Genomic DNA, 23,864 nt, shown 5'->3' with positions numbered 1-23,864 from the left:
ACATGCACGACATCAATCTCGGGCTCTACTTCGTGTCAGAGCTCGTCGGGACGGCGATGCTGCTCCTGCTCGGCGGTGGCGTGGTCGCCAACGTCATCCTCGCCAAGTCGAAGGGCCTCGGCGGCGGGACGCTCATGATCAACTGGGGCTGGGGCCTGGCGGTGTTCGCCGGCGTGCTCGTGTCGTCGTACTCGGGCGCCCAGCTGAACCCCGCCGTGTCGATCGGCCTCCTCGTGGGCGGGAAGATCGAGTTCGCCCAGTTCCTCGTCGCCGTCGCCGCCCAGTTCGTCGGCGCCTTCCTGGGTGCCGTGCTCTGCTGGCTGGCCTACCACGACCACTTCGACGCCGAGCCCGACCCGGCCAACAAGCTCGGCGTGTTCTCGACCGGCCCCGGCATCCGTGCCTACGGCTGGAACCTCGTCACCGAGATCATCGCGACCTTCGTACTCGTGTTCGTGATCTTCGGATTCGCCGACTACGGCGACATCGAGATCGGCACCCCGGGTTCGCTCGGCCCGCTCACCGCCGTGCCCGTCGCGCTCCTCGTGGTCGGTATCGGCGCCTCGCTCGGCGGCCCCACCGGCTACGCCATCAACCCGGCCCGCGACCTCGGCCCGCGCATCGCCCACGCCGTGCTCCCGATCAAGGGCAAGGGATCGAGCGACTGGTCGTACGCGTGGGTTCCCGTCGTCGGACCCCTCATCGGCGGTACGCTCGCGGCACTCGCCGCCGGCGCCCTGCTCGGCCTCGCCTGACCCTCTTCACGAACCGCCAACGCTGACAGACAAGGACGTCACATCATGACCGACTACATCATCGCCCTCGACCAGGGCACGACCTCGAGCCGCGCGATCATCTTCGACAAGAAGGGCTCGATCATCTCCGTCGGGCAGAAGGAGCATGAGCAGATCATGCCGCGGGCGGGCTGGGTCGAGCACGACCCGATCGAGATCCGCGACAACATGCGCGAGGTCATCGGCATCGCGCTCGGCCGCGCCAACCTGACCCGCCACGACATCGCCGCGATCGGCATCACCAACCAGCGCGAGACCGCTGTCGTGTGGGACAAGAACACCGGCATCCCCGTCTACAACGCGATCGTGTGGCAGGACACCCGCACGCAGTCCATCGTCAACCGCCTGGCCGGCGACGAGGGCGTCGAGCGGTACAAGGACATCGTCGGACTGCCGCTGGCGACCTACTTCTCGGGCACCAAGATCGTCTGGATCCTCGAGAACGTCGAGGGTGCCCGCGAGAAGGCCGAGGCCGGTGACCTCATCTTCGGCACGACGGACACCTGGGTGCTGTGGAACCTCACCGGCGGCCCGTCGGGCGGCATCCACGCGACCGATGTCACGAACGCGTCGCGCACGCTCTTCATGGACCTCGAGACCCTGGAGTGGCGCGACGACATCCTCGCCGACTTCGGTGTGCCGCGCTCGATGATGCCCGAGATCCGCTCCTCCAGCGAGGTCTACGGCGAGGCGCGCGACACGTCGCTGCTGCGCGAGACGCCGGTGGCCGGCATCCTCGGCGACCAGCAGGCGGCGACGTTCGGGCAGGCGGCGTTCGACGCCGGCGAGAGCAAGAACACCTACGGCACCGGAAACTTCCTGATCTTCCAGACGGGCACCGAGATCGTGAAGTCCGAGAACGGCCTCCTCACGACGATCGGGTACAAGCTCGGCGACGGACCGACCCACTATGCGCTCGAGGGATCGATCGCCGTCACCGGCTCGCTCATCCAGTGGCTGCGCGATCAGCTCGGGATCATCTCCACGGCGCCGGAGGTCGAGCAGCTCGCGCTGTCGGTCGAGGACAACGGCGGCGTCTACTTCGTGCCCGCGTTCTCGGGCCTGTACGCGCCGTACTGGCGGCCCGACGCTCGAGGCGCGATCGTCGGCCTCACGCGCTACGCCAACCGCGGCCACCTCTCGCGCGCAGCGCTCGAGGCGACGGCCTTCCAGACGCGTGAAGTCCTGGATGCCGTCAACGCCGACTCGGGTGTCGACCTGGCCGAGCTGAAGGTCGACGGCGGCATGATCGCCAACGACACGCTCATGCAGTTCCAGGCCGACATCCTGGGGGTCCCCGTCGTCCGGCCGGTCGTCGCCGAGACGACCGCGCTGGGTGCCGCTTACGCCGCCGGCCTCGCCGTCGGGTTCTGGAGCGACCTCGACGAGCTCCGGGCCAACTGGCAGGAGGACAAGCGCTGGACCCCGAACGACGACGTCGAGGAGCGCGAGCGCCAGCTGCGGCTGTGGAAGAAGGCCGTGACGAAGTCGATGGACTGGGTCGACGACGACGTCCGCTGACGACGAAGGCCTAGCGCGCGGCCCCCGAGCTTCCGGCCCGGGGGCCGCGTCGTGTCAGAGCGGTCCCGTCAGAGGGGGAGGGCGAAGCACACCGAGCGCGGCATCGTCTCGGCGTAGGGCTCATAGACCGGGATGCGGCTGAACCCCATCGACGTGTAGAGCGCGATCGACTCGGGCTGCTGGAGTCCGGTCTGGAGGATGACCCGCTCGGCACCATCGTTGCGGGCGGCATCGAGGGCTGCCGACATGAGTCCGCGCGCGATGCCGACGCCGCGAAAGTCCGCGGTCACGATGAGGCGCTTGATCTCCCATTCGTCGCCGAGTCGGCGGAGGATGACGTGCCCCGCGGGGGTGTCTGCGGAGCCGGCCCGGGCGGCGAGGGCGATCAGGGTCGTGACGATCTCATCGGGGTGCGTCGCGAGCGCGCGGGCGCGGGCACGGCGTCGCTCGTCGGGTTCGTCGCCGTGGAATCCGTCGTAGCGCGCGCCGAGATCGTCGTCGAGCTGTCGGCGCAGGTCGCGTGCGCGCGGATCGCTGTAGGCGACGTCGACGATCCGCCAGGTCAGGTCTCGTTCCACAGCGACCGATAGTAGGCCAGACGGTCGGCGTCGGGGGCGATCCCGTAGGCGTCGATGAGCGCGTCCTCCCAGCCGGGGCCGTAGTTCCACTCGGTGCTCATCGAGGCCACCGCGATGTCGGCCCAGCGGTCGGCGACGCCGAGCGCCCCGAGGTCGACGTGGGCGAGCCAGCGTCCGTCGTCACCGACCAGGGTGTTGGGGCAGCAGGCGTCGCCGTGGCAGACCACGAGGAGGTCGGGCTCGGGTGCGTCGCGGAGGGATGCCGGCACGGCGATGCCCCGGGCCTCGGCGTTTCGCAGCCGGTGCGCGACGCTCCAGTCGTAGGGGCAGTCGGCGACCGGCAGGGCGTCGTGGAGGGCGCGGAGTCCTTCGCCGACCGCCCGCACCGCGGTCGCGGGATCGGCGAGCCACCGGGGATCGACGGCCGACCGGCCGGGGAGAGTGCGGGTGACGAGCCACTCGACGTCGCCGTCCTCGCCGGTCTCGATGACCTCGGGAACCGACGTGAACGGCGCAGCCCATCGCAGGCGCTCCGACTCGACTCGCATCGAGGTCTCGGCGTTCCGCGGGCCGACCTTGACGACACGGCCGTCGTCGGTGCCGAGCGTGATACCCCCGATGGCGTTGCGCCAGAGCGGGGTCGCGGCGGTGCCGGCGGTAAGCCGTCGCAGTCGCGCTGCGATGTCGGCGCGGACGGGCGCGTCCGGGGGCAGCAGGGTCACAGCCGCATCCTGCCGCCTTCGCTCGCCGTCGAGGCCGACATCCGCCGCGCGCGAGTCGCCGTCCGCAGGTTGGTGGGGTGGTTCCGCTGCCGCGCGGCGGTGGAACGGCAGCTCAGCCTGTTCGCGGCACACGCGGTCGACGGCCTGAGCGGCGCCCGGCCTGAGCGGAGACCGGTCGGCCGGAGGCGATCCGCGGAGGTTCGGCGCCCGGGCTGGGCGTTCCGTCGTCAGGGCCGGAGCGGCTCTCGGGGTGGCTGGGGTGCGTCTGGGGCAGTTCAGCCTGTCGACGGCACCGGCGCGGCGCGCGGAGGGTGCTCGGATCGCCCGGGCGCGGAGGTCGGCCCCGGGCGTTCTAGGGTGGAGGGGCGAGTTCGAAGGAGAACACATGCAGATCGCGGGAGCCTCCGCCCTCATCACGGGCGGCGCCAGCGGGCTGGGCGCGGCCACGGCACGGCGCCTCGCTTCGGGCGGCGCGCACATCACGATCGTCGACCTGCCGGGGTCGCCCGGGCGCGAGGTCGCCGAGGCCCTGGGCGGGCAGTTCGCCCCCGCCGATGTCACCGATCCGGACGAGGTGGCCGCTGCCGTCGAGACGGCGGGTAGCGCGGCGCCGCTGCGCATCGTCGTCAACTGCGCCGGGATCGCGCCGCCCGCCAAGGTGCTCGACCGTGCGGGTGCCCCGACACCGCTGGCGGACTTCGAGCGCATCGTCCGGATCAACCTCGTCGGCACCTACAACGTCGTGGCGCAGGCGTCGGCCGCGATCGCGCGGACCGAGCCGACGGAGACGGGGTCGCGTGGCGTCATCGTCAACACCGCCTCCGTCGCCGCCTTCGACGGACAGATCGGCCAACCCGCCTACGCCGCCTCGAAGGGCGGGGTGCACGCGATGACGCTGCCGATCGCGCGCGAGCTCGCGCGCTACGGCATCCGCGTCTGCACGATCGCGCCGGGGATCATGCAGACGCCCATGATGGCGGGGCTGCCGGATGCCGCGCAGCGCTCGCTGGGCGAGCAGGTTCCGTTCCCGCCGCGTCTGGGCGCGCCGGAGGAGTTCGCCGCGCTCGCCGCCCATATCGTCGACAACGACTACCTCAACGGCGAGACGATCCGTCTCGACGGCGCGATCAGAATGGCACCCCGATGAGCGACACTGCACCCGCAACCGACACTGCAACCGCAACCGACGCGGTGTTGCTACGCCGCAAGGGCGCGCTCGCGCGGATCACGCTGAACCGCCCGGCATCGCTCAACGCGGTCGACGCCGACATGGCGGCCCGCTGGCGCGAGGTGGCCGCGGAGGTCGCCGCCGACACTTCGATCGGTGCCGTGATCCTGGATGCGGCGGGCCGCGCCTTCTGCGCCGGCGGCGACGTCGTGTCGATGTCGACGTCGGGCATGGGTGGCGCCGCGGTCACCGAGACGGCCCGCATCATCCACGACGGCATCGCGTCGCTGACGGGCGCGGCGGTGCCGATCGTCGCCGCGGTCCAGGGTGCGGTCGCCGGGGGAGGCCTCGGCATCATGCTGGTCGCCGACTACATCGTCGCGTCGCCGTCGGCGGTCTTCGTCAGCAAGTACGCCAACATCGGCCTCACGCCCGATCTGGGGGTCTCGACGCTGCTGCCCGCCGCGATCGGTCAGCGCCGCGCGCTGCAGCTGCTGCTCCACGACACCGCGCTCGACGCCGCGGCCGCGCTCGACTGGGGCTTGGTGGCCGAGGTGGCCGACGACCCCGCCGCCCGGGCGCAGGCCCTGGCCGACTCGTGGCTGGCGGGCGCGACGCGCGCCTTCGGACAGGCCAAACGTCTCGTCCGCGACGGCGCCGCACGGTCGTTCGCCGAGAACCTCGACGACGAGGCGCGGACGATCGGCGCGCGCTTCGACACCGACGAGGCGCGAATGCGCATCGACGCGTTCGCCGCCGCATCCGCACGCCGTAGCCGAACCGAGGAGACCTCATGACCGACGCGAAGCCCCTCGCGGGCAAGACCCTGCTGATGTCGGGCGGCAGCCGCGGCATCGGCCTGGCCATCGCGCTGCGTGCCGCGCGCGATGGTGCCAACATCGCGCTGCTCGCCAAGACGGACCAGCCGCATCCGAAGCTCGAAGGCACCGTGCACACCGCCGCCGCCGCGATGGTCGAGGCGGGCGGCCGAGCCCTGCCGATCGTCGGCGACGTGCGTGACGAGGACTCGATCACCGAGGCCGTGCTGAAGGCGCAGGGCGAGTTCGGCGGCATCGACATCGTCGTGAACAACGCCTCGGCGATCGACCTGTCGGGCACGCTCGAGCTCGGCACGAAGCGCTTCGACCTCATGCAGGCGGTCAACGTGCGGGGGACATTCCTGCTGTCGCGAGCGGCGATCCCGGCCCTGCGCGACGCCGAGAACCCGCACATCCTCTCGCTGTCTCCGCCGCTGAACCTCTCGCCGAAGTGGCTCGGCGCACACACGGGGTACACGCTCGCGAAGTACGGCATGACGATGGCGACCCTGGGGATCGCCGCGGAGTTCGCCGCCGACGGCATCGCGGCCAACACGCTGTGGCCGCGGACGACGATCGCGACGGCGGCGGTGCGCTATTCCCTCGGCGGCGAGCGGATGATGGCGGCGAGCCGCACCCCCGAGATATACGCGGATGCCGCGTACGAGGTGCTCGTGCAGCCCGCCGGCGAATACACGGGGCAGACCCTGATCGTCGAGGACGTCCTCGAGGCCGCCGGTGTGACCGACTTCTCGGGCTACGCCGCGGTCCCCGGAACGCCGGACGCGGAGCTGTTCCCCGACGTCTTCCTCGACTGAAGGGATGTGCTGCCCGAGCGCGGTCAGAGGGGCTTGCGGAGGAAGATCTGGAAGGTGCCGTCGTCCTGCGGCACGCGCTCGGACTCGGTGTAGCCCTCGCGCTCGTACAGGCGCAGGTTGGCCTCGCTGAGCGATCCCGTGAACAGCTCGGCCTCGCGCGCACCGGCCGCCCGTCCGCGTTCCTCGACGGCGGCGAGCAGGGCCGTGCCCACGCCCGACCCCTGCTGGTCGGGGGCGATGGCGATGCGGCCGATCAGCAGCAGCTCGCCGTCGAGGCGGGCGCGCGCCGCTCCGACGATGCGACCGTCGTCGACCGCGACGCAGCCGAGGTTCTCCGCCAGCTCGGCACGAAGCTCGTCGAGGGTCTGGGTGAGCGGCGGCATGTCGGCGGCGTCGTAGATGAGGGCCTCGGACACGAACGCGGCGCGCTGCAGGGTCAGCACCTCGCCGGCGTCGGCGGGGTCGATGGGTCGGATGTCGCGGTCGTCCGCGCCCGGCGCCATCAGGCGGCCGTCTCGGGGTCGATGATGCCGTGGCGGACGAAGGCGTTCCAGATGCCGTCGTCGAGGACGCCGGTGGTGACCTCGCCGGCGATCTGCTGCAGCTGCGGGTCGGCTTCGGCCATCGCGATCGCGGTGCCGCAGACCTCGAACATCTCGACGTCGTTCCAGCTGTCGCCGATTCCGACGGCGTCCGCGGCGTCTCGGCCGAGGTGCGTCAGCATCGCCTGGATGCCGGTTCCCTTGTTCGTGCCGCGCATGCCGACCTCGCCGTTCGAGCCGGTGGGCAGGGGCATGCTCCCCGGGATGACGTGGAACTCCTCGCCGAGCGCGGCCTGGGTCTTCTCGACCGCGTCGGGGTCGGAGCTGACGAACACCGCCTTGGCGATGTGGTCGAGATCGGCCTCTTCGACGGGGGCGAAGCGCGGCGCGGCCACGACGTCCTCGGCGAGGGCGACGGTGGAGAGGTCCTCGGCATGACGGCGACGGCGATCGCTGATGAAGTCCGCGATGAACGACCGGACGCCCTCGCTCGCGTACACGCCGTCGTGCGACTGGATGAAGTACCGCGTGCCCTGCTCGTCGAAGTAGGCCATCACCCGCTCCACGGCCGTGCGGGGCATCAGTTCGGCGAGGACGGTCTCGTCGCCGGAGACCGCGAGGGCGCCGCCGTTGGAGATCGCACCGTCGAAGCCGATGTCGAGCACGCGAGGGTTGATGTCGCCGGCGGCGCGTCCCGTGCAGAGATAGACGAGGTGCCCGCGTTCGCGCGCGGCGCGGACCGCGGCGATCGTCGAGGGGGCGATCGTCTCGCCGTGCGCGAGGATGGTGCCGTCGACGTCGAGGAAGATGATGCGAGTTTCCGACGTCACCCCTCCAGCGTAACGGGGGGCGCTCACAGCAGGCCGTGTCGCGCGAAGGCGTTGTGGATGCCGTCGTCGTCGATCGCGGTCGTGACCTCGTCGGCGAGGGCTTGAACCTCCGGCGCGGCGTTGCCCATCGCGATCGCGGTGCCGCAGACCTCGAACATCTCGGCGTCGTTCCAGTTGTCGCCGATGCCGATCGCGTCCGATGGGTCGACGCCGAGGTGGGCGAGCACCTCGAGGATCGCGGCGCCCTTGTTCACGCCGCGCGGCGCCACTTCGCCCGAGCTGCCCTCGGGCAGGGGGATGGTGCCCGAGACGACGGCGAAGTCGGGGGCGAGCTCGGCGAGCAGATCGGCGACGGCGTCAGCGTCGTGCGCCAGGATGACGGCCTTGGCGATCTCGGCATCCGAGAAGTGGACCTCGTCGTCGAAGGTCTTCATGCCGACGCTGAAGAACTCGAGCTCGTCGGGGTCGGCCCCGGCGGCCAGCGCGTCCTCGATGTGGCGGGCGCGGTCGCGCTCGAGACGGTCGGCGAGCAGAGCCGGCAGGCCGGGGCTCGCGAACATGCGGTCGAACGACTGGAAGTACCAATGGATGCCGCGGGCCTCGAACGCCGCGCTGAGGCGCGCGACCTCGGCGGCCGTCATGAGTCGCGAGACAACCAGCTCGTCGCCCACCCCGGCGAAGGCGCCTCCGTTGGTGACGGCGCCGTCGAAGCCGATGTCGAGGATGCGGCCGCGCAGCTCGGCCATGCCGCGGCCGGTGCTCAGCAGCACGAGGTGCCCGTTCTCGCGGGCACGGCGGACGGCGGCGACGGCGGACTCGGGCAGGTGGGTGCCGTCTTGCAGGAGCGTGCCGTCGACGTCGAGGAACACGGCGCGGCGGCGGAAGTCGGACGAAGTCATGCAGATCCCTTTCAGACGCGGAGAAAGGGCGCGGTCGCGGGCCAGAAGGAGGGCCCCGCGACCGCGCCCGGTCGGGTCGGCGTCTCAGCGAGTGAGCGAGGCGCCGTTCGTGCGGATGACCTCGGCGTACCAGCCGAACGACTTCTTCTCGTAGCGCTCGAGCGAACCGGTGCCGTCGTCGTTGCGGTCGACGTAGATGAAGCCGTACCGCTTGCTCAGTTGCGCGGTCGAGGCGCTGACGAGGTCGATGCAGCCCCACGAGGTGTAGCCGAGCACCTCGACGCCGTCGGCGATCGCCTCGCCGACCTGCACGAGGTGGTCGTTGAGGTAGGCGATGCGGTAGTCGTCGACGACCGTCTTGACACCGTCGACCTCGACGAGCTCGTCCTTGGCGCCCAGCCCGTTCTCGACGATGAACAGCGGCTTCTGCCAGCGGTCCCAGAACTGGTTGAGCACGAGGCGCAGGCCCACGGGGTCGATCTGCCAGCCCCACTCGCTCGCCTCGAGCGTGGGGTTCGGGACGCCGCCCATGATGTTGCCCTCGCCGGTGACCTTCTTCGCCGGGTCGGCGGTCGCGGCGACCGACATGTAGTAGCTGAACGAGACGAAGTCGACCGTGTTGGTCAGGTCGTCTCGGTCTTCGTCGGTGATGTCGAGCTCGATGCCCTTCTCGGCGAGCGTACGGAGGAAGTACCCGGGGTATGCGCCGCGCGTGTGCACGTCGCCGTAGACGAGGTTCGAGTGGTCGAACGACATGACCTCGAGGGCGTCGGCGGGCGAGGGCGAGAGGGGGTACACGGGCATCGACAGCACCATGCATCCGATCTGCGCGCTCGGGGCGACCTCGCGCGCGATGCGCGTCGCACGGGCGGATGCCACGAGCTCGTGGTGCATCGCCTGGTAGAGCTGCTGCTCGGTCAGCTCGTCCTTCGGGGTGTTGATGCCGCCCGACATGAAGGGCGCGTGAAGAAGCGAGTTGATCTCGTTGAAGGTGAGCCAGTACTTCACCCGTGCGCCGTACCGCTCGAAGAGCGTGCGCGCGTAGTTCTCGTAGAAGCCGATGAGCCGGCGGTCGGTCCATCCGTCGTAGGTCTCGGCGAGGTGGAGGGGCGTCTCGTAATGCGAGATGGTGACGAGCGGCTCGATGCCGTGCTTCTCGAGCTCGTCGAGCACGCGGTCGTAGAAGGCGAGGCCCGCTTCGTTCGGCTCGGTCTCGTCGCCCTTCGGGAAGATGCGGCTCCAGGCGATGGAGAAGCGGAACGTCTTGAAGCCCATCTTGGCGAAGAGGGCGATGTCGTCGGCGTAGCGGTGGTAGAAGTCGATGCCCACGAGCTTGAGGTTGTCGGGGGTCGGCTCGTCGGTGCGGGCGCCGACGATGCCGCGGGGCATGACGTCCTGCACCGAGAGTCCCTTGCCGCCTTCGTCGTAGGCGCCCTCGAGCTGGTTCGCGGCAGTCGCGCCGCCCCAGAGGAATCCGTCGGGGAAGGTGGTGGTGCTCATGGCTCTCTCTCGTTTCGTATCGCTTGTCCCGCGGGTGGGCGGGACTGTGTATCGCTTGTCCCGAGGGTGACGGGACGGGGTGGGGGAGGGGGCGCGTTCGGGTCCGCGCCCCCTCCATACGGGGTGCGTCGGTCAGTTCGCGAGCGCGGACTCGACCGAGACCGCCGTGAACAGCGGCTCGCCGTGCGCGATCGGGCCGGACGCCTGGTCGGTCAGGGCGGGGTACAGCTCGCCGTTGGTGACGATGACCGGCGTGGTGAGGTCGTAGCCCGCACGCTCGATCGCATCGCCGTCGAACTCGACGAGCAGGGCGCCGGCCTTGACCTCCTGGCCGGTGGTGACCTTGACGTCGAAGTGCGCACCGGCGAGCTTGACCGTGTCGATGCCGATGTGGATGAGCACCTCGGCGCCGTCGGCGTGACGGAGTCCGATCGCGTGACCGGTCGGGAACGCGGCGGCGACGACCGCGTCGAAGGGGGCGTAGACGGCACCCGAGCGCGGCTTGATCGCGACGCCGTCACCGAGGCTGCCCTCGGCGAAGGCCGCATCGGGGGTCTCGCTGAGCGGCACGACCGTGCCGTCGACGGGGCTCAGCACGACGACGTCGTTGCCGGACGCGGCGGGAGCGGCCGACGGCGCGGCATCCTCTTCGGGCTCCGTGAATCCGACGATGGCGGTGAGCAGGAACGGGATGATGATCGCGGCGGCGAGGCCGATGATGAGCATGACCATGTTGCCGTTGCCGAACAGGGCCGGAAGGGCGAGGCCCGAGGGTACGACGAACGCAGTCGAGAACACGCCGCCCATCGCGATGATCGCGCCACCGATCACACCGCCGACGATGCCGAAGGCGAAGGGGCGCTTGAGGGGCAGGTTGATGCCGTAGATGGCGGGCTCGGTGATTCCGGCCAGGAAGCCCGACAGCGTGGCGGGAGCCGCGAGCGACTTGAGGTTCTTGTTGCGCGCGCGCACCCAGACGCCGGCGACCGCGGCGGCCTGCGCGAGGACGGCTGCGAAGACCGGGCCGATGAGCAGGATCTGGCCGGTGGTCTGGTACTCCAGCGTGAACAGCGGCACGAGACCCCAGTGCAGGCCGAAGATGACGAAGACCTGCCAGAAACCGCCCATGATGGCGCCACCGGCCCACGGAGCGTTCTCGAAGACCCAGCCGATGCCGTTGCCGAGTGCGCCACTGAGGATCGCGGAGATCGGGCCGATGACCACGAACACGATCGGCACGGCGATGAGCACGACGATCATCGGGGTGACGAAGCGGCGCACGGCACCGGGGAGCTTCGCGTACAGGAACTTCTCGGCGTGGCTCTGCAGCCACACGATCACGATGATCGGGATGACGCTCGAGACGTAGGTGACCATCGTGAAGGGGATGCCGAAGAACGTCAGGCCCTCGACGCCGACGAGCGGTGTGATCGTCGGGTAGAGCAGCGCCGCCGCGATGGCGAAGGCGGTGAATTCGTTCGCCTTGAAGTACCGCGCGGCCGTGAAGGCGAGCGCCATCGGCAGGAAGTTGATGAGGCCGTCCGACAGGGCGTTGAGCACCGCGTAGGTCGAGTTGTCGGTGGTGATCCAGCCGAAGGTGACCGCTGCGGCGAGGAATGCCTTGAGCAGACCCGTGCCCGCCAGGGCCCACAGCAGCGGCGTGAAGATCGCGGAGATCATCGAGATGAAGCGGTTGAAGAGGTTGCCCTTCGGGCCCTCTGATTCCGCGGCGTCGGAGCCGGAGCCGGAGCCGGCGCCGAGCTTCGAGATCTTGCCGATCTCGGCGAAGACGTCGGGCACGTCGTTGCCGATGACGACCTGGTACTGGCCGCCGGCCTGGGCGACGGTGACGACACCGGGCACGGCCTTGACGGCGGCGGTGTTCGCCTTCGACTCGTCCTTCAGCACGAAACGCAGACGCGTCGCGCAGTGGACGAGGGAGTTCACGTTCGCCTCGCCGCCGACGCCCTCCAGGACGCCGGCCGCGGTCTTCGAGTAATCCATCGGGACTGCTCGCTTTCTGCCGCAGCATCGCGGCACTCGGGTGGAGGAAGCCCCCGCATCCGTGTTTCCGGGCAACAAAAAAACCTGAACTCGTTCACCGCCGATCAAAGCGATGTGAGTTCAGGTTTTGCCCGCTGCCGCGGTAACAATCCGGAGACTTCCGCAGGGCAGCGACGCCCTGCGAGGGTCACGGTAGCACGGGACCGGAGTCTTGGCCAGCGGCGTTCGCGCCGACCTGGGTCGCGAGGCGCTCGACGTGCACGATGACGTACAGCAGCTCCTCGTCGGTCAGCTCCGACTCGGTGGCCGCGTGGACGTACGCCTTGACCTCTTCGGCGATCGCGTACGAGCGCGGATAGCTGTGCTTGGCGAACTCGAAGAACGACGTGTCGGCGCTGCGCAGCATCGTCTTGGACACCAGGCGTTGGAGCAGGAACTGGATGTGCAGGATGAAACGCGCGTAGTCGGGGCTGTCGGTGTCGAGCTTGACGCCGAGACCGTTCTCGACCGTCATGACGACGTGCTGCAGCCGCCGGAAGAGCAGGGCCGCTGTGCCGTTGGGCTCGTCGCGGGTCGCGTTGAGCAGGTGCATCGTCAGGAAGACCGCCTCTTCGGCGGGCAGCTCACGGTCGAGCGACTCGGAGATGGCGGTAGCCATGCGCTGCGCCGCGGAGAACTCGTGCGGGTGCAGCACGCGGAGCTCGGGCATGTTCGTCGCCGGGATGCGGATGCCGTTGTCGAGGCGTTCGAGCACGAACTGGATGTGGTCGATGACGGCCATCGTGAAGAACCGGTCGAGGTGGTGGCCGAGACGGCGCTCGGCCTCGTCGACGGCGCGCGTGACGGCTTCGACGACCGGGTAGGGAACGTCGGTGAGCAGCTGGCGCTCGCGCTCGCCGGCATCCCCGGCGTCGAGGATGAACGTCTTCTCGACCTTGTCGGGGTCGAGGGTGTCGGACGGCTTCAACTGGAATCCGAGCCCGCGCCCCATGAGCACGCGCTCGCGGCCGTGCTCGTCGACAGTGATGACGACGTTGTTGTTCAGCACTTTGTGCACGACGGTGCCGCGCGGGGGCGGGGCGACGTCGTCGAGGTCCATGGCTGAAGTCTAGAGCTGAGGAGATGCGGTCGCCGGGCACGGCGAATGCCGGCGGCCAGCCTTCGCGCAGCCGGCGCCGGTACCCTGGATCATATGACCGACTCAGAGCCCGTGCGCGAGACCGCGTCGTCCGTGCGCGAGACCTCGACGCCCGTGCGCTCCACCAAGCCGCGTCAGGTGCGTCCGGCGACCGAGGGCTGGTCGCAGCAGAAGGATGAGACGGGTCGTCCGCTGCTGCAGTTCGCGAGCCCGAAGCGTGGCAAGCCGCCGGTCCACCTCGCCGACCTCACGCCCGAGCAGCGCGTCGAGAAGGTGAAGGAGCTCGGCATGCCCGGCTTCCGTGCCAAGCAGATCGAGAAGCACTACTTCCGGCACTTCACCTCCGACGCCGCGGAGATGACCGACCTGCCTGCCGCGGGGCGCGACGAGCTCATCGCGGGTCTGCTGCCGCCGCTGCTGACGGAGGTGCGCCGGCTCGAGACCGACCGCGGCGACACCATCAAGTTCCTGTGGAAGCTCCACGACGGCGCCCTCGTCGAGTCGGTGCTCATGCGCTACACCGGCCGCATCACGCTGTGCGTGTCGAGCCAGGCCGGCTGCGGCATGAACTGCCCGTTCTGCGCGACCGGCCAGGCGGGTCTGACCCGCAACATGTCGGCCGCCGAGATCGTCGAGCAGGTCGTCCGCGCCAACCGCCTCATCGCCGACGGCGGCCTCGGCGACCCCCGCAAGGTGGGTCATGAGGGCGAACGCGTGACGAACATCGTGTTCATGGGCATGGGTGAGCCGCTCGCGAACTACGCGCGCGTCATGCAGGCCGTGCGCACGATGGTCGACAAGGACCACGGCATCGGCATGAGCGCGCGCGGCATCACGGTGTCGACGGTGGGACTCGTGCCGGCGATCCAGAAGCTGACGAAGGAGGACATCCCCGTCACCTTCGCGCTCTCGCTGCACGCCCCCGACGACCAGCTGCGCGACGAGCTCATCCCCGTCAACTCGCGATGGAAGGTCGACGAGGCGCTCGACGCCGCGAAGGCCTACTTCGACCAGACCGGTCGTCGCGTGTCGATCGAGTACGCCCTCATCAAGGACATGAACGACCACGCCTGGCGGGCCGACCTGCTGGCCGAGAAGCTGAACGCGCGGGGCCGCGGCTGGGTCCATGTGAACCCGATCCCGCTGAACCCGACGCCCGGTTCGATCTGGACCTCGTCCGAGCCCGAGGTGCAGGACGAGTTCGTGCGACGGCTCAACGAGGCCGGCATCCCGACGACCCTCCGCGACACCCGCGGCAAGGAGATCGACGGCGCGTGCGGTCAGCTCGTCGCGACCGAGGACGACCAGCGCGCGGCCGACACCGTTCCCGCCGGTTGAGGTCATAAGACGCAACTCCGGCCCGTGCGCGTCCACCGCGAGGTAGCGTTTTCCCATGGTTGAGTATCGCTACCTCGGCAACAGTGGATTCAAGGTCTCGGAGATCACGTACGGCAACTGGGTGACGCACGCGTCGCAGGTGGAGAACGACGCGGCCATCGCGACCGTCCACAAGGCGCTGGACCTCGGCATCACCTCGTTCGACACCGCAGACGCGTACGCCAACACGGCCGCGGAGGTCGTGCTCGGCGAGGCGCTGAAGGGTCAGCCGCGCGAGACGCTCGAGATCTTCACGAAGGTGTACTGGCCGACCGGCCGCAAGGGACCGAACGACCAGGGGCTCTCGCGCAAGCACATCTTCGACAGCATCAACGGGTCGCTCCGCCGCCTCGGCGTCGATTACGTCGACCTCTATCAGGCGCACCGGTACGACTACGAGACGCCGCTCGAAGAGACGATGCAGGCCTTCGCCGACATCGTCCGCCAGGGCAAGGCGCTCTACATCGGCGTCAGCGAGTGGACGGCGGAGCAGCTTCGCGAGGGCCACGCCCTCGCGACGAAGCTCGGGTTCCAGCTCGTCTCGAACCAGCCGCAGTACTCGGCGCTCTGGCGCGTCATCGAGGGCAAGGTCATCCCCGCCTCGCAGGAGCTCGGCATTTCTCAGATCGTCTGGTCGCCGCTCGCGCAGGGCGTGCTGACCGGGAAGTACCAGCCCGGCCAGCCCGTGCCCGAGGGGTCGCGCGCGACCGATGAGAAGAGCGGCGCGAACTTCATCAAGCGCTTCCTGAACGACGAGGTGCTCACGGCCGTCCAGAAGCTGAAGCCGATCGCCGACGAGGCGGGCCTCACTGTCGCGCAGCTCTCGCTCGCGTGGGTGCTGCACAACGAGAACATCGCGGCGGCGCTCGTCGGCGCCTCGCGCCCCGAGCAGCTGGAGGACACCGTCAAGGCCTCGGGCGTGAAGCTCGAGCAGTCGGCGTACGACGCGATCAACGACGCCCTCGCCGGCGTCGCGGTGACCGACCCGGCCGAGACCGACAAGGTCTCGCCGAAGACGCGCCCGGCCTGACTCCGCCTGATCGTGGTCACGACGAGCGCCGGCATCCTGCCCTACCGCATCGCTGCGGACGGCACGGTGTCGGCGCTCGTCGCGCACATGGGCGGGCCGTACTGGTCGGCCAAGGATGCCGGGGCGTGGTCGATCGTGAAGGGCGAGTACGACCCCGACGGTGAGGCGGCGCTGGATGCCGCACGACGCGAGTTCCGTGAGGAACTCGGGCTCGAGGCGCCTGATGGTCCGTACGCCGAGCTGGGCACCTTCTCGTACTCGTCGGGCAAGCGCATCACGGTGTTCGTCGTCGACGGCGCCGATCTCGACGTCTCGGGTGCCGTTTTCGGCGAGTTCGAGATGGAGTGGCCGCCGCGGTCGGGCCGTACGGCATCCTTTCCGGAGGTCGACCGCGTCGAGTGGGTCGACCTCGGCCGTGCCCGCGAGCTGCTCGTGAAGGGACAGCGGCCGGCGCTCGATCGGCTCGCCGATCTCGTGCATGGGGAGAACTCCCCATCGCCGTGACCACCCGAGTGTTCCTATGCTGTTCCACGACGACCTGGGGAGGATCGTGATGGCCGACGGCGTAGAGATTCCGCTCGACTCGATGCAAGCGCTCAGCGACGCGCTGCACGAGATCATTGCCGAGTTCGAGGAGGCTGGCTCGCGTACCAGTGATCTGGTGGGTGCGATCGGCAACCCGCAGGGCGACAGCCGTCTCGCCCGTGCCGCCGAGGACTTCGAGTCGGAATGGGACGACAAACGTGAGACGCAGCGCCGCAACCTCGAAGAGATGAAGAAGCGGCTCGATGACGCCCGCGAGGGCTGGGAGCAGGCCGATCTGGAACTCGCGCAGAGCATGGAGTCCGCCGAATGACCGAGAACTCGTACATCTACTCCCGCGAGGAGATGCCCTCGACGCCGGGCGGACGACGGGTCCGCAAGATCGAGGGGAACCCCGGTGCGATCAGCCCGCGGGCGGCCGACATCGAGTCGCTCGGCGACAAGATGGCCCGCGCGGCGGCGACCCTCCAGCGGTTCGCCGATGGCACGGTGGGCCGAGGCGAATCGTTCGAGGCGGTCCGCGAGCAGGCGAAGGAGGTCTACGAAGACCTCCAGACGGCGGCACGCCGGTACCGACCCAGCGGCACCGCGCTGGCGGCGTATGCGACCGCGCTCAGCACCGTCCAGGCCGACAGTGACTGGCGGGTCGATGGCGCGAACCGGACGTGGCCCGAGGTCAACGAGGCATCGCGCGCCCTGAGTGGCGCGGAATCCGACCAGCACGAGTTCGACACCCAGGAACGCCTGCATCCCGACGTCGAGCAGACCGGCACGCGGCCCAGTACCGCCGGTGCGCAGGCCGCGTTCGACGCCGCGGTGTCGTCGTGGGAGGCCTACTGGGGAACCTACGACGCCCCCGTCGAGACGTGGGAGTCGGCCTACGACACCGCCGTCAACAGCCTCGAGCACACCAACGCCAACGGCGTGTCCGACAGCTTCTGGGACAACTCGATGCCGTTCGTCGAGGCGATGCTCGACGTGCTCCTCGTCGTAGGCGTGATTCTGCTGATCGTCGCGTTCGTCTTCACCGGGCCGCTCGCGCTCCTGGCCGGTGTGCTCGCCACCGTCGCAGGTGTGCTCAGCCTTCTCGGCGAGATCGCCAAGCTCAACGCGGGCCGCGGTGACTGGCAGAGCGTCGCCTTCGCCGCCGTCGGCATCATCCCCTTCGGCAAGCTCGCCAAGCTCGGCAACCTCGCCGAGTTCGCGAACGTGAGCGCTCGGTTCCCGCGCCTGAGCGGTGCGTTCCGGTTAGGGGGCAGCGAATTCGTCGATCTCCACAGCTCGCTCAACCGGTTCCTCGTCGGCCGGATCCCCGATCTGTTCACGGTGCACGGCCTCAACTCTCAAAACATGATGCGCGTGCTGCAGTTCCCCGCGTACGTCATGCAGGAGACCCGTCTCGTCGGCGGATGGCGAGCGGGCTGGAACGCGCTCGCCGGCAATCCGACCAACCTGCCCGAGGCGCTCGGTGGCTCCGTCGACGTCATGCTCGACGTCATGGGCATTCTCAAGGACGGCAGCGAACGCCTCGCCTCGCTATCGCGCTAGGCTCGGCAGCTGCCACATCCTCGGATTCCGGGAGGAACCGTCATGCCACTCGTCTCCGACCTCGCGCTCCGGGCGGACCCGTCGATCTGGAGTCGCGTCCCCGACACGATCGCCGACGCCGACGCGTGGATCGCGGCACGGCTGGAGGGAGTTCCTGCCGACTCTGCGCAACGCGTCGAAGATGCGGCACGGCTCGCTCTGTATGCGCGTCTGGGAAGTGAGCTGAGCGTCGCGCTGCTGCTCTCGGTGCCCGCTTCCGGCATCTTCGGGATGCTGGGCGTCCTCGGGCTCGGAGATGCCCCGGCTCCGTCGACGGCAGCCGGAGCGAAAGAGATCGCGGAGGCCCTTGTGCCCTCGCCCTGGGGAGCTGAGCTCGCGACGGTCTCGTGGGGCGTGGTTCGCGGGTGGCGCGCGACGGTCCTCGATCCCGTGGTGGGCGATGACTCGGTCGTTGTGGCGCAGACGATTTCGACGGTGTATGTCCTCGATCTCGAGGGGCGATGCGTCGTGGCGGCGTTGACCCCATTGGTGCCACTTGCCGCGGCGGCTGCTCACGTCCTGGCCGAGCGGGTGCTCTCGACTCTCTCCCTGTCGGGAGCTGCGGCATGATGATCGAAGCGCAATGGTCCGAACAGCTCGCCGCGGTGCACGCTGAGATCGCGCCGGCTCTCCCGCGGAATGTGGAGCCTCGCACTGTCGAGCTCGCGGCGTTCACGGCGGTCGGCGAGCGGGATCTCGCCATGCGCCTGTGGACGGAGGCCCGCGACGCGGCAGACGCTGCCCGGAGATCGGTAAGGGCCGGTCTGCGGGAGCGGCACGGTTCGCGCCGACCAGGCGGCTGGCCGCTCATGGTCCTGCTCGTGGGAGCCCTGTGCGCCGCGGTCGCGGCAGTGCTCTCGAGCGGCCTGCGCTTCGATCCCGCTGACACCGTGGCCACAGTCGTCACCCTGTCGGGGCTCGCCGCCCTCGCCTGCATCGTCGTCATGATCGCTGCGCGAGGACGGGCGCTGAACCGCGCCGTCATCCGGCTTCACGGCGTCGCCACGGTGGGGCTCGTCCTCGCCGCGGTGTTCACTGTCGGACGCGGCTGGGACACGACGGCGATGATCCTGCTGGTGACAGCGGCGATCGGGGTCGCCGGCCTCGTCGGTGTGCTCGTCGCACGTGCTCGGGATTCCGCCGACACCGAGCTCGTCGACACCGCGGAGAACGTCGCCCTCGCCGAGACGAAGCCGGAGGTCGAGGCGGTCGGCCTCCGGCTTCGCGCCGAGACGGAAGCGGCTCTCGATGCCGCGACAGCGGATCGCATCGTGGCACTTCGCGACACGGTGCTGGCGGAGATCGCGGCGCGGGGGATCACGCTCGAACCCGTGCCGCCGCGCACCCCGGCGGGTTCGGTGATCATCGACGCGCTGCTGGCAACGTGGGTGCCCGAGGTCATGAGGGGTGAAGTCTGAGGGCTGGCATGCACGCGGTTTCGGACGACCACATAAAGGCGCTGATCGCGCGTCAGACGCGGTTCGTGACCTCGGGTCCGAGGCCGTGCGTCGGTCCAGGTCCGGAGGCGGCCGGGACGATGACGGTGATGCGCGATGCGGTCTGACACAGCCGGCTCGATAGGCTGGCACCCCCGACGGAAGGAACCCTCATGTCGCTGCGCGCGGAGCTGATCGGTGAGACCGTGAGCGACCCGTCGTTCGCGGTGCTCCTGCCCACCGGCTGGGAGGCCCACGCGCCCGATCTCGCATCGGTGGACGAGCGTGCCGACGCCGCCGTCGCCGCGCTTCCGGTCGCTTCCCGAGGGGCTGCGCTGGCGGCGCTGCGCGAGGCGGTGGCCTCTGCCCGAGCCGAGGCGACGCGCGCCGACGTCATCCGCGTCTTCTCGCCGTCGCAGGTCGGTGAGGACGAGGCGATCCCGGTGTCGCTCGTCGCCTCGTGGCTCGTCGCACCCGCGGGGGCGACGGCCTCCGACCTGGGCGCGACGATGGTGCAGCGCTACCGGGCTCGACCGCTCGACGAGCGCGGGACGATCTTGAAGTGGTCTGCGGCGAAGACCTCCACGATCGAGGGTGCGGAAGTGCGCACGGCGGGTCACGGCTATCTCGTCCGCGTGCCCGACGAGAAGAAGCGCGCGCTCGTCTTCCGGTCGACGATCCTCCACCGTGTCGACGGGACGGAGATCCCCGACGACGGTATCGATGCGATGGAGCTCGTCTGCGACGCGATCGTCGCGAGCGTGCGGTGGCGCCGGCGCGATTGATCCGCGCTGCGCCCGTCAGCGCTTCTTCCTCGGCGCTTCCGAGACGTCGAGCTTCTCGTGCAGCCCGCCGAGCGACGACCAGGCGCTGGCGGTGCCCTTCGCGGCGTGCTCGGCGCCGCGCACGGCTCGCTCGTCGGCCCACTCGTTCAGGACATGACCGCGGTGCCCGCGGACGTGTTCGAGGATGACGTCGGGCAGGCCGCGCGCCCGACGGGCATCGCGGGCGGCGATGAGCTGCTCGAGGATGTCGCGGTTCTTCGTCGGCGCGCCGGTCGAGGTCTTCCAGCCGCGACGACGGTGGCCGTCCATCCACGACGCGTACGTGTCGATGGCGTACTTGGAGTCGGCCTGGACGACGAGCTCGCGGACGTCGGGGTGGTCCTCGATCGCCTTCAGCAGCCCGAGAAGCTCACCGATGTTGTTCGTGCCCTGCGGGATCGCTCCCGCGGCCCAGTGACCGTCCTCGCCGACCCAGGCCCAGCCGGTCGGTCCGGGATTGCCCTTGCAGGCGCCGTCGGTGGCCACGGTGTATCGGTCGGAACTCACTCGGGCAAGGGTACCGGGGGCCGGCCGACTGCGGTTTCTGTATACGCTCACATCGAATCCGATCACTTTAGAGCTGCGAGCGTGCCTCTGTGTATACAATCACTGCATGGTGGCCGAGGGTGGAGCACGAGCGGGAGAGCGCGCGTACGCCACTTTGCTGACCGAGATCCAGAACGGCGACCTCGCTCCCGGTGCCGTGCTCGCCGAGGTGGAGCAGGCGACCCGACTGGGCGTGAGCCGCACCCCGCTGCGCGAGGCCCTGAGACGGCTCGCCGCTGACGGCCTGGTGCGTCAGGCCTCACCGCGCGTGACCGTCGTCGCCGACATCGATCGTGACGACATCCGGTCGCTGTTCGAGGTGCGGCGCGCTCTCGAGGAGACCGCCGCGCGGCTCGCGGCGTCCCGGGGCGACGCTGCACTGTTCGCCGAGCTCGCCGCGGCGTTCGAGCGCACGGCGCAGGCTGAAGCGCCCGGGACGGGTGACCCCGACGCGTACTACGCGCTCATCGCTCGCTTCGACGCGGCGCTCGACGACGCCGCCGGAAACGCCTACCTGACGTCGGCGCTCACGAAGACCCGCGCTCACCTCGTGCGGGTTCGCCGCCTCGCACGCGACAACCCGGCGCGGCTCGCCGCCTCGATCGGCGAGCACCGGCTCATCGCGAGCGCGATCGCCGCCCGCGACGCCGACCTCGCGGCGCACGCCACCCATGTTCACCTGCACAACGCCCTGACCAGCATCCTCGACTCCCTGGAGGCATCCGCATGACCGTCAGCCATCACGTCCGCGTCCACCGCAGCGACGAAGAGCTCGCACGCGAGGAGCAGCTCGCGTGGAAGATCGCGGAGGTCGCGGTCGACCCCGTCGCGGTCGAGCCCGACGTCGTCGGGATGATCATCAACCGCATCATCGACAACGCCGCGGTCGCGGCGGCATCCCTCACCCGGGCGCCCGTCAGCTCGGCCCGCGCGCAGGCCCTCGACCACCCGGTCTCGCGGGGCGGCGCGGGGGCGAGCGTGTTCGGGGTGACCGACCTCACGAGCCCCGAGTGGGCCGCGTGGGCGAACGGCGTCGCGGTGCGCGAGCTCGACTACCACGACACCTTCCTCGCCGCCGACTACTCGCACCCGGGCGACAACATCCCGCCGATCCTCGCGGTCGCGCAGCACGTGGGCGCCGACGGTGCGGCACTCGTGCGGGGCCTCGCGACCGGGTACGAGATCCAGATCGACCTCGTGCGCGCGATCTGCCTGCACAAGCACAAGATCGACCACGTCGCTCACCTCGGGCCCTCCGCCGCCGCAGGAATCGGGACGTTGCTGGGCCTCGACGCCGCGACGATCTACCAGGCGGTCGGTCAGGCGCTTCACACGACGACCGCGACGCGCCAGTCGCGCAAGGGCGAGATCTCCACGTGGAAGGCGCACGCCCCCGCCTTCGCCGGCAAGCTCGCCGTCGAAGCGGTCGACCGCGCCATGCGCGGCGAGACGAGCCCGAACCCGATCTACGAGGGCGAGGACGGTGTCATCGCGTGGCTGCTCGACGGGCCGGATGCCGCCTACGCGGTGCCGCTGCCGGCTCCGGGGGAGCCCAAGCGCGGCATCCTCGACTCGTACACCAAGGAGCACTCGGCGGAGTACCAGGCGCAGGCGTGGATCGACCTGGCGCGCAAGCTCCACGGCGAGCACCCCGAGCTGGTCGACCCCGCGAACGTCGAGAGCGTCGTGCTGCACACGAGCCACCACACGCATTACGTCATCGGCTCGGGCGCGAACGACCCGCAGAAGTACGACCTGACCGCCTCGCGGGAGACGCTCGACCACTCGATCCCGTACATCTTCGCGGTCGCCCTGCAGGACGGCGGCTGGCACCACGTCGATTCGTATACGCCCGAACGGGCGGGCCGCCCCGATACGGTCGAGCTGTGGCAGAAGGTCACGACGGCCGAGGACCCCGAATGGACGCGGCGCTACCACTCGGAGGACCCGGCCGAGAAGGCGTTCGGCGGTCGCGTCGAGATCCGCCTGACCGACGGCTCGACGATCGTGGACGAGATCGCCGTCGCCGACGCGCACCCGCTCGGCGCCCGGCCGTTCGCGCGCGAGGACTACATCCGCAAGTTCCGGATCCTCGCCGAGCCGGTGCTCGAGCCGGCCGAGATCGAGCGCTTCCTCGACCTGGCGCAGCGCTTGCCCGAGCTCACGGCTGACGAGGTGCGCGAGCTGAACATCGTGGCGCGCGACGGTGTCATCGCGTCGGCTCCGAACCCGAGAGGACTGTTCTGATGCTGTACTCGCGTACGACGGCGGCAGACAAGCGCCGCATCCTGCGTGAACGTCTCGCGAGCGGTGAGACCCTGCGTTTTCCGGGAGCGTTCAACCCGCTGTCGGGCCGGCTGATCGAGCAGCGCGGCTTCGACGGCGTGTACGTCTCGGGCGCGGTCATCGCCGCCGACCTCGGTCTGCCCGACGTGGGTCTCACGACCCTCAGCGAGGTCGCCGGACGCGGTCAGCAGATCGCCCGGATGACTGAGCTTCCCGCGATCATCGACGCCGACACGGGGTTCGGCGAGCCGATGAACGTGGCGCGCACGATCCAGACGCTCGAAGACGCGGGCCTAGCCGGCTGCCACATCGAGGATCAGGTCAACCCGAAGCGCTGCGGGCACCTCGACGGCAAGAGCGTCGTCGACGAGAACACCGCGGTGGGCCGCATCCGGGCTGCCGTCGATGCCCGGCGCGACGCGGACTTCCTCATCATGGCGCGCACCGACGTGCGGGCGATCGAGGGGATGGATGCCGCCGTCGACCGCGCCCGCGCGCTCGTCGATGCCGGGGCCGACGCGATCTTCCCCGAGGCGATGCGCGATCTCGCCGAGTTCGAGGCGATGGCGGCCGCCGTCGACGTGCCGATCCTGGCGAACATGACCGAGTTCGGGAAGTCGGAGCTGTTCACCGTCGACCAGCTGCGCGACGCGGGCGTTCGGATCGTGATCTGGCCCGTCTCGCTGCTGCGTATCGCGATGGGCGCGGCTGGCCGCGCGCTCGACGAGCTCACGACGGCCGGGAATCTCACCGCGAAGCTCGACGAGATGCAGCACCGCGCCGACCTGTACGACCTCGTCGACTACGAGGGCTACACGCGTTTCGACTCGTCGGTCTTCGACTTCACCCTGTCGACTCGCCAGAATGAGTCGATCGACCGGGGCTGAGACCCGCAGATTCTGG

General features: G+C 69.8%; 25 protein-coding genes. 16 read left to right on the top strand and 9 right to left on the bottom strand.

Annotated elements, in window-relative coordinates:
- Positions 1-2 precede the first annotated feature (2 nt).
- Both ACU6RU_RS03205 and glpK read left to right on the top strand, forming a co-directional pair.
- Positions 3-755 carry an MIP/aquaporin family protein gene (locus tag ACU6RU_RS03205; RefSeq protein WP_289330775.1) on the top strand — a complete coding sequence of 251 codons (753 nt, stop codon included), beginning with the start codon at positions 3-5 and terminating at the stop codon, positions 753-755.
- A gap of 45 nt (positions 756-800) precedes the next feature.
- Positions 801-2,315 carry a glycerol kinase GlpK gene (gene glpK, locus ACU6RU_RS03200; RefSeq protein ID WP_120263596.1) on the top strand — a complete coding sequence of 505 codons (1,515 nt, stop codon included), beginning with the start codon at positions 801-803 and terminating at the stop codon, positions 2,313-2,315.
- Between the two features lie 68 nt (positions 2,316-2,383).
- Here the strand turns inward: glpK and ACU6RU_RS03195 are convergent, their stop codons facing one another.
- Both ACU6RU_RS03195 and ACU6RU_RS03190 read right to left on the bottom strand, forming a co-directional pair.
- Positions 2,384-2,893: a GNAT family N-acetyltransferase gene (locus tag ACU6RU_RS03195; RefSeq protein WP_120263595.1), complete on the bottom strand. Its 510-nt coding sequence runs from the start codon at positions 2,891-2,893 to the stop codon at positions 2,384-2,386.
- Complete coding sequence (locus ACU6RU_RS03190) at positions 2,878-3,615, bottom strand: aminoglycoside 3'-phosphotransferase (protein WP_259455268.1); 738 nt, start codon at positions 3,613-3,615, stop codon at positions 2,878-2,880. The genes ACU6RU_RS03195 and ACU6RU_RS03190 overlap by 16 nt, the downstream gene beginning before the upstream one ends.
- 385 nt (positions 3,616-4,000) lie before the next feature.
- On the opposite strand from ACU6RU_RS03190, the gene ACU6RU_RS03185 reads away from it, so the two are divergent.
- The 3 genes from ACU6RU_RS03185 to ACU6RU_RS03175 are packed head-to-tail and all read left to right on the top strand — an operon-like array spanning position 4,001 to position 6,419.
- Positions 4,001-4,762, top strand: coding sequence for an SDR family NAD(P)-dependent oxidoreductase (locus ACU6RU_RS03185; RefSeq protein ID WP_446725886.1), 762 nt, complete (start codon positions 4,001-4,003; stop codon positions 4,760-4,762).
- Positions 4,759-5,580 carry an enoyl-CoA hydratase/isomerase family protein gene (locus ACU6RU_RS03180; protein ID WP_446725885.1) on the top strand — a complete coding sequence of 274 codons (822 nt, stop codon included), beginning with the start codon at positions 4,759-4,761 and terminating at the stop codon, positions 5,578-5,580. Before ACU6RU_RS03185 ends, ACU6RU_RS03180 begins: the two co-directional genes overlap by 4 nt.
- On the top strand, positions 5,577-6,419 hold the full coding sequence (locus tag ACU6RU_RS03175; protein ID WP_446725884.1) for an SDR family oxidoreductase: 843 nt from the start codon (positions 5,577-5,579) through the stop codon (positions 6,417-6,419). The genes ACU6RU_RS03180 and ACU6RU_RS03175 overlap by 4 nt, the downstream gene beginning before the upstream one ends.
- 23 nt (positions 6,420-6,442) lie before the next feature.
- On the opposite strand, the gene ACU6RU_RS03170 is transcribed toward ACU6RU_RS03175, so the two are convergent.
- The 6 genes from ACU6RU_RS03170 to ACU6RU_RS03145 all read right to left on the bottom strand — a co-directional run bounded on the left by ACU6RU_RS03170 (position 6,443) and on the right by ACU6RU_RS03145 (position 13,293).
- On the bottom strand, positions 6,443-6,922 hold the full coding sequence (locus tag ACU6RU_RS03170; protein ID WP_120263590.1) for a GNAT family N-acetyltransferase: 480 nt from the start codon (positions 6,920-6,922) through the stop codon (positions 6,443-6,445).
- On the bottom strand, positions 6,922-7,791 hold the full coding sequence (locus ACU6RU_RS03165; protein WP_289330780.1) for a Cof-type HAD-IIB family hydrolase: 870 nt from the start codon (positions 7,789-7,791) through the stop codon (positions 6,922-6,924). Before ACU6RU_RS03165 ends, ACU6RU_RS03170 begins: the two co-directional genes overlap by 1 nt.
- 23 nt (positions 7,792-7,814) lie before the next feature.
- A complete protein-coding gene (locus tag ACU6RU_RS03160; protein ID WP_289330781.1) occupies positions 7,815-8,690 on the bottom strand; it encodes an HAD family hydrolase in 876 nt (291 codons plus the stop codon).
- 84 nt (positions 8,691-8,774) lie between these two features.
- A complete protein-coding gene (locus tag ACU6RU_RS03155; RefSeq protein ID WP_120263587.1) occupies positions 8,775-10,190 on the bottom strand; it encodes a glycoside hydrolase family 1 protein in 1,416 nt (471 codons plus the stop codon).
- A gap of 132 nt (positions 10,191-10,322) precedes the next feature.
- Positions 10,323-12,194: a beta-glucoside-specific PTS transporter subunit IIABC gene (locus tag ACU6RU_RS03150; protein ID WP_120263586.1), complete on the bottom strand. Its 1,872-nt coding sequence runs from the start codon at positions 12,192-12,194 to the stop codon at positions 10,323-10,325.
- Between the two features lie 187 nt (positions 12,195-12,381).
- A complete protein-coding gene (locus ACU6RU_RS03145; protein ID WP_446725883.1) occupies positions 12,382-13,293 on the bottom strand; it encodes a PRD domain-containing protein in 912 nt (303 codons plus the stop codon).
- Between the two features lie 93 nt (positions 13,294-13,386).
- Here ACU6RU_RS03145 and rlmN point away from each other — a divergent pair, with 93 nt between their 5' ends.
- From rlmN to ACU6RU_RS03105, 8 genes are all read left to right on the top strand, one after another.
- The gene (rlmN, locus tag ACU6RU_RS03140) at positions 13,387-14,670 is read left to right on the top strand and encodes a 23S rRNA (adenine(2503)-C(2))-methyltransferase RlmN (RefSeq protein WP_446725882.1); all 1,284 of its coding nucleotides are present in this window, start codon (positions 13,387-13,389) and stop codon (positions 14,668-14,670) included.
- A 55-nt stretch (positions 14,671-14,725) separates the two neighbouring features.
- Positions 14,726-15,739, top strand: a complete 1,014-nt coding sequence (locus ACU6RU_RS03135; protein WP_289330784.1) for an aldo/keto reductase family protein — start codon at positions 14,726-14,728, stop codon at positions 15,737-15,739.
- Positions 15,740-15,751: 12 nt separating this feature from the next.
- Complete coding sequence (locus ACU6RU_RS03130; protein ID WP_446725881.1) at positions 15,752-16,243, top strand: NUDIX domain-containing protein; 492 nt, start codon at positions 15,752-15,754, stop codon at positions 16,241-16,243.
- 16 nt (positions 16,244-16,259) lie between these two features.
- Positions 16,260-16,595, top strand: a complete 336-nt coding sequence (locus ACU6RU_RS03125; protein ID WP_120263581.1) for a hypothetical protein — start codon at positions 16,260-16,262, stop codon at positions 16,593-16,595.
- Positions 16,592-17,830, top strand: coding sequence for a hypothetical protein (locus tag ACU6RU_RS03120; RefSeq protein WP_446725880.1), 1,239 nt, complete (start codon positions 16,592-16,594; stop codon positions 17,828-17,830). Before ACU6RU_RS03125 ends, ACU6RU_RS03120 begins: the two co-directional genes overlap by 4 nt.
- A 42-nt stretch (positions 17,831-17,872) precedes the next feature.
- Positions 17,873-18,439, top strand: coding sequence for a hypothetical protein (locus ACU6RU_RS03115; protein ID WP_120263579.1), 567 nt, complete (start codon positions 17,873-17,875; stop codon positions 18,437-18,439).
- A complete protein-coding gene (locus tag ACU6RU_RS03110) occupies positions 18,436-19,287 on the top strand; it encodes a hypothetical protein (protein ID WP_120263578.1) in 852 nt (283 codons plus the stop codon). The genes ACU6RU_RS03115 and ACU6RU_RS03110 overlap by 4 nt, the downstream gene beginning before the upstream one ends.
- A gap of 191 nt (positions 19,288-19,478) precedes the next feature.
- Complete coding sequence (locus ACU6RU_RS03105; RefSeq protein ID WP_446725879.1) at positions 19,479-20,090, top strand: hypothetical protein; 612 nt, start codon at positions 19,479-19,481, stop codon at positions 20,088-20,090.
- A gap of 15 nt (positions 20,091-20,105) precedes the next feature.
- Here ACU6RU_RS03105 and ACU6RU_RS03100 read toward each other — a convergent pair whose 3' ends face one another.
- On the bottom strand, positions 20,106-20,636 hold the full coding sequence (locus tag ACU6RU_RS03100; RefSeq protein WP_120263576.1) for a ribonuclease H family protein: 531 nt from the start codon (positions 20,634-20,636) through the stop codon (positions 20,106-20,108).
- Between the two features lie 106 nt (positions 20,637-20,742).
- Here ACU6RU_RS03100 and ACU6RU_RS03095 point away from each other — a divergent pair, with 106 nt between their 5' ends.
- From ACU6RU_RS03095 to prpB, 3 genes are read left to right on the top strand one after another with little or no spacing between them, the layout of a single operon-like run.
- Positions 20,743-21,405, top strand: a complete 663-nt coding sequence (locus ACU6RU_RS03095) for a GntR family transcriptional regulator (protein WP_183045311.1) — start codon at positions 20,743-20,745, stop codon at positions 21,403-21,405.
- Positions 21,402-22,922 (top strand): MmgE/PrpD family protein, encoded by a 1,521-nt coding sequence (locus ACU6RU_RS03090; RefSeq protein ID WP_446725878.1) that lies wholly within the window; start codon positions 21,402-21,404, stop codon positions 22,920-22,922. The genes ACU6RU_RS03095 and ACU6RU_RS03090 overlap by 4 nt, the downstream gene beginning before the upstream one ends.
- Positions 22,922-23,848 carry a methylisocitrate lyase gene (gene prpB, locus ACU6RU_RS03085; RefSeq protein ID WP_446725877.1) on the top strand — a complete coding sequence of 309 codons (927 nt, stop codon included), beginning with the start codon at positions 22,922-22,924 and terminating at the stop codon, positions 23,846-23,848. Before ACU6RU_RS03090 ends, prpB begins: the two co-directional genes overlap by 1 nt.
- Positions 23,849-23,864: the final 16 nt, after the last annotated feature.

This window comes from Microbacterium sp. F1-18 (genome assembly GCF_052921305.1).
The sequence above is the reverse complement of the archived record's forward strand: the minus strand, read 5'-3'. Positions and strand labels throughout refer to the sequence as shown.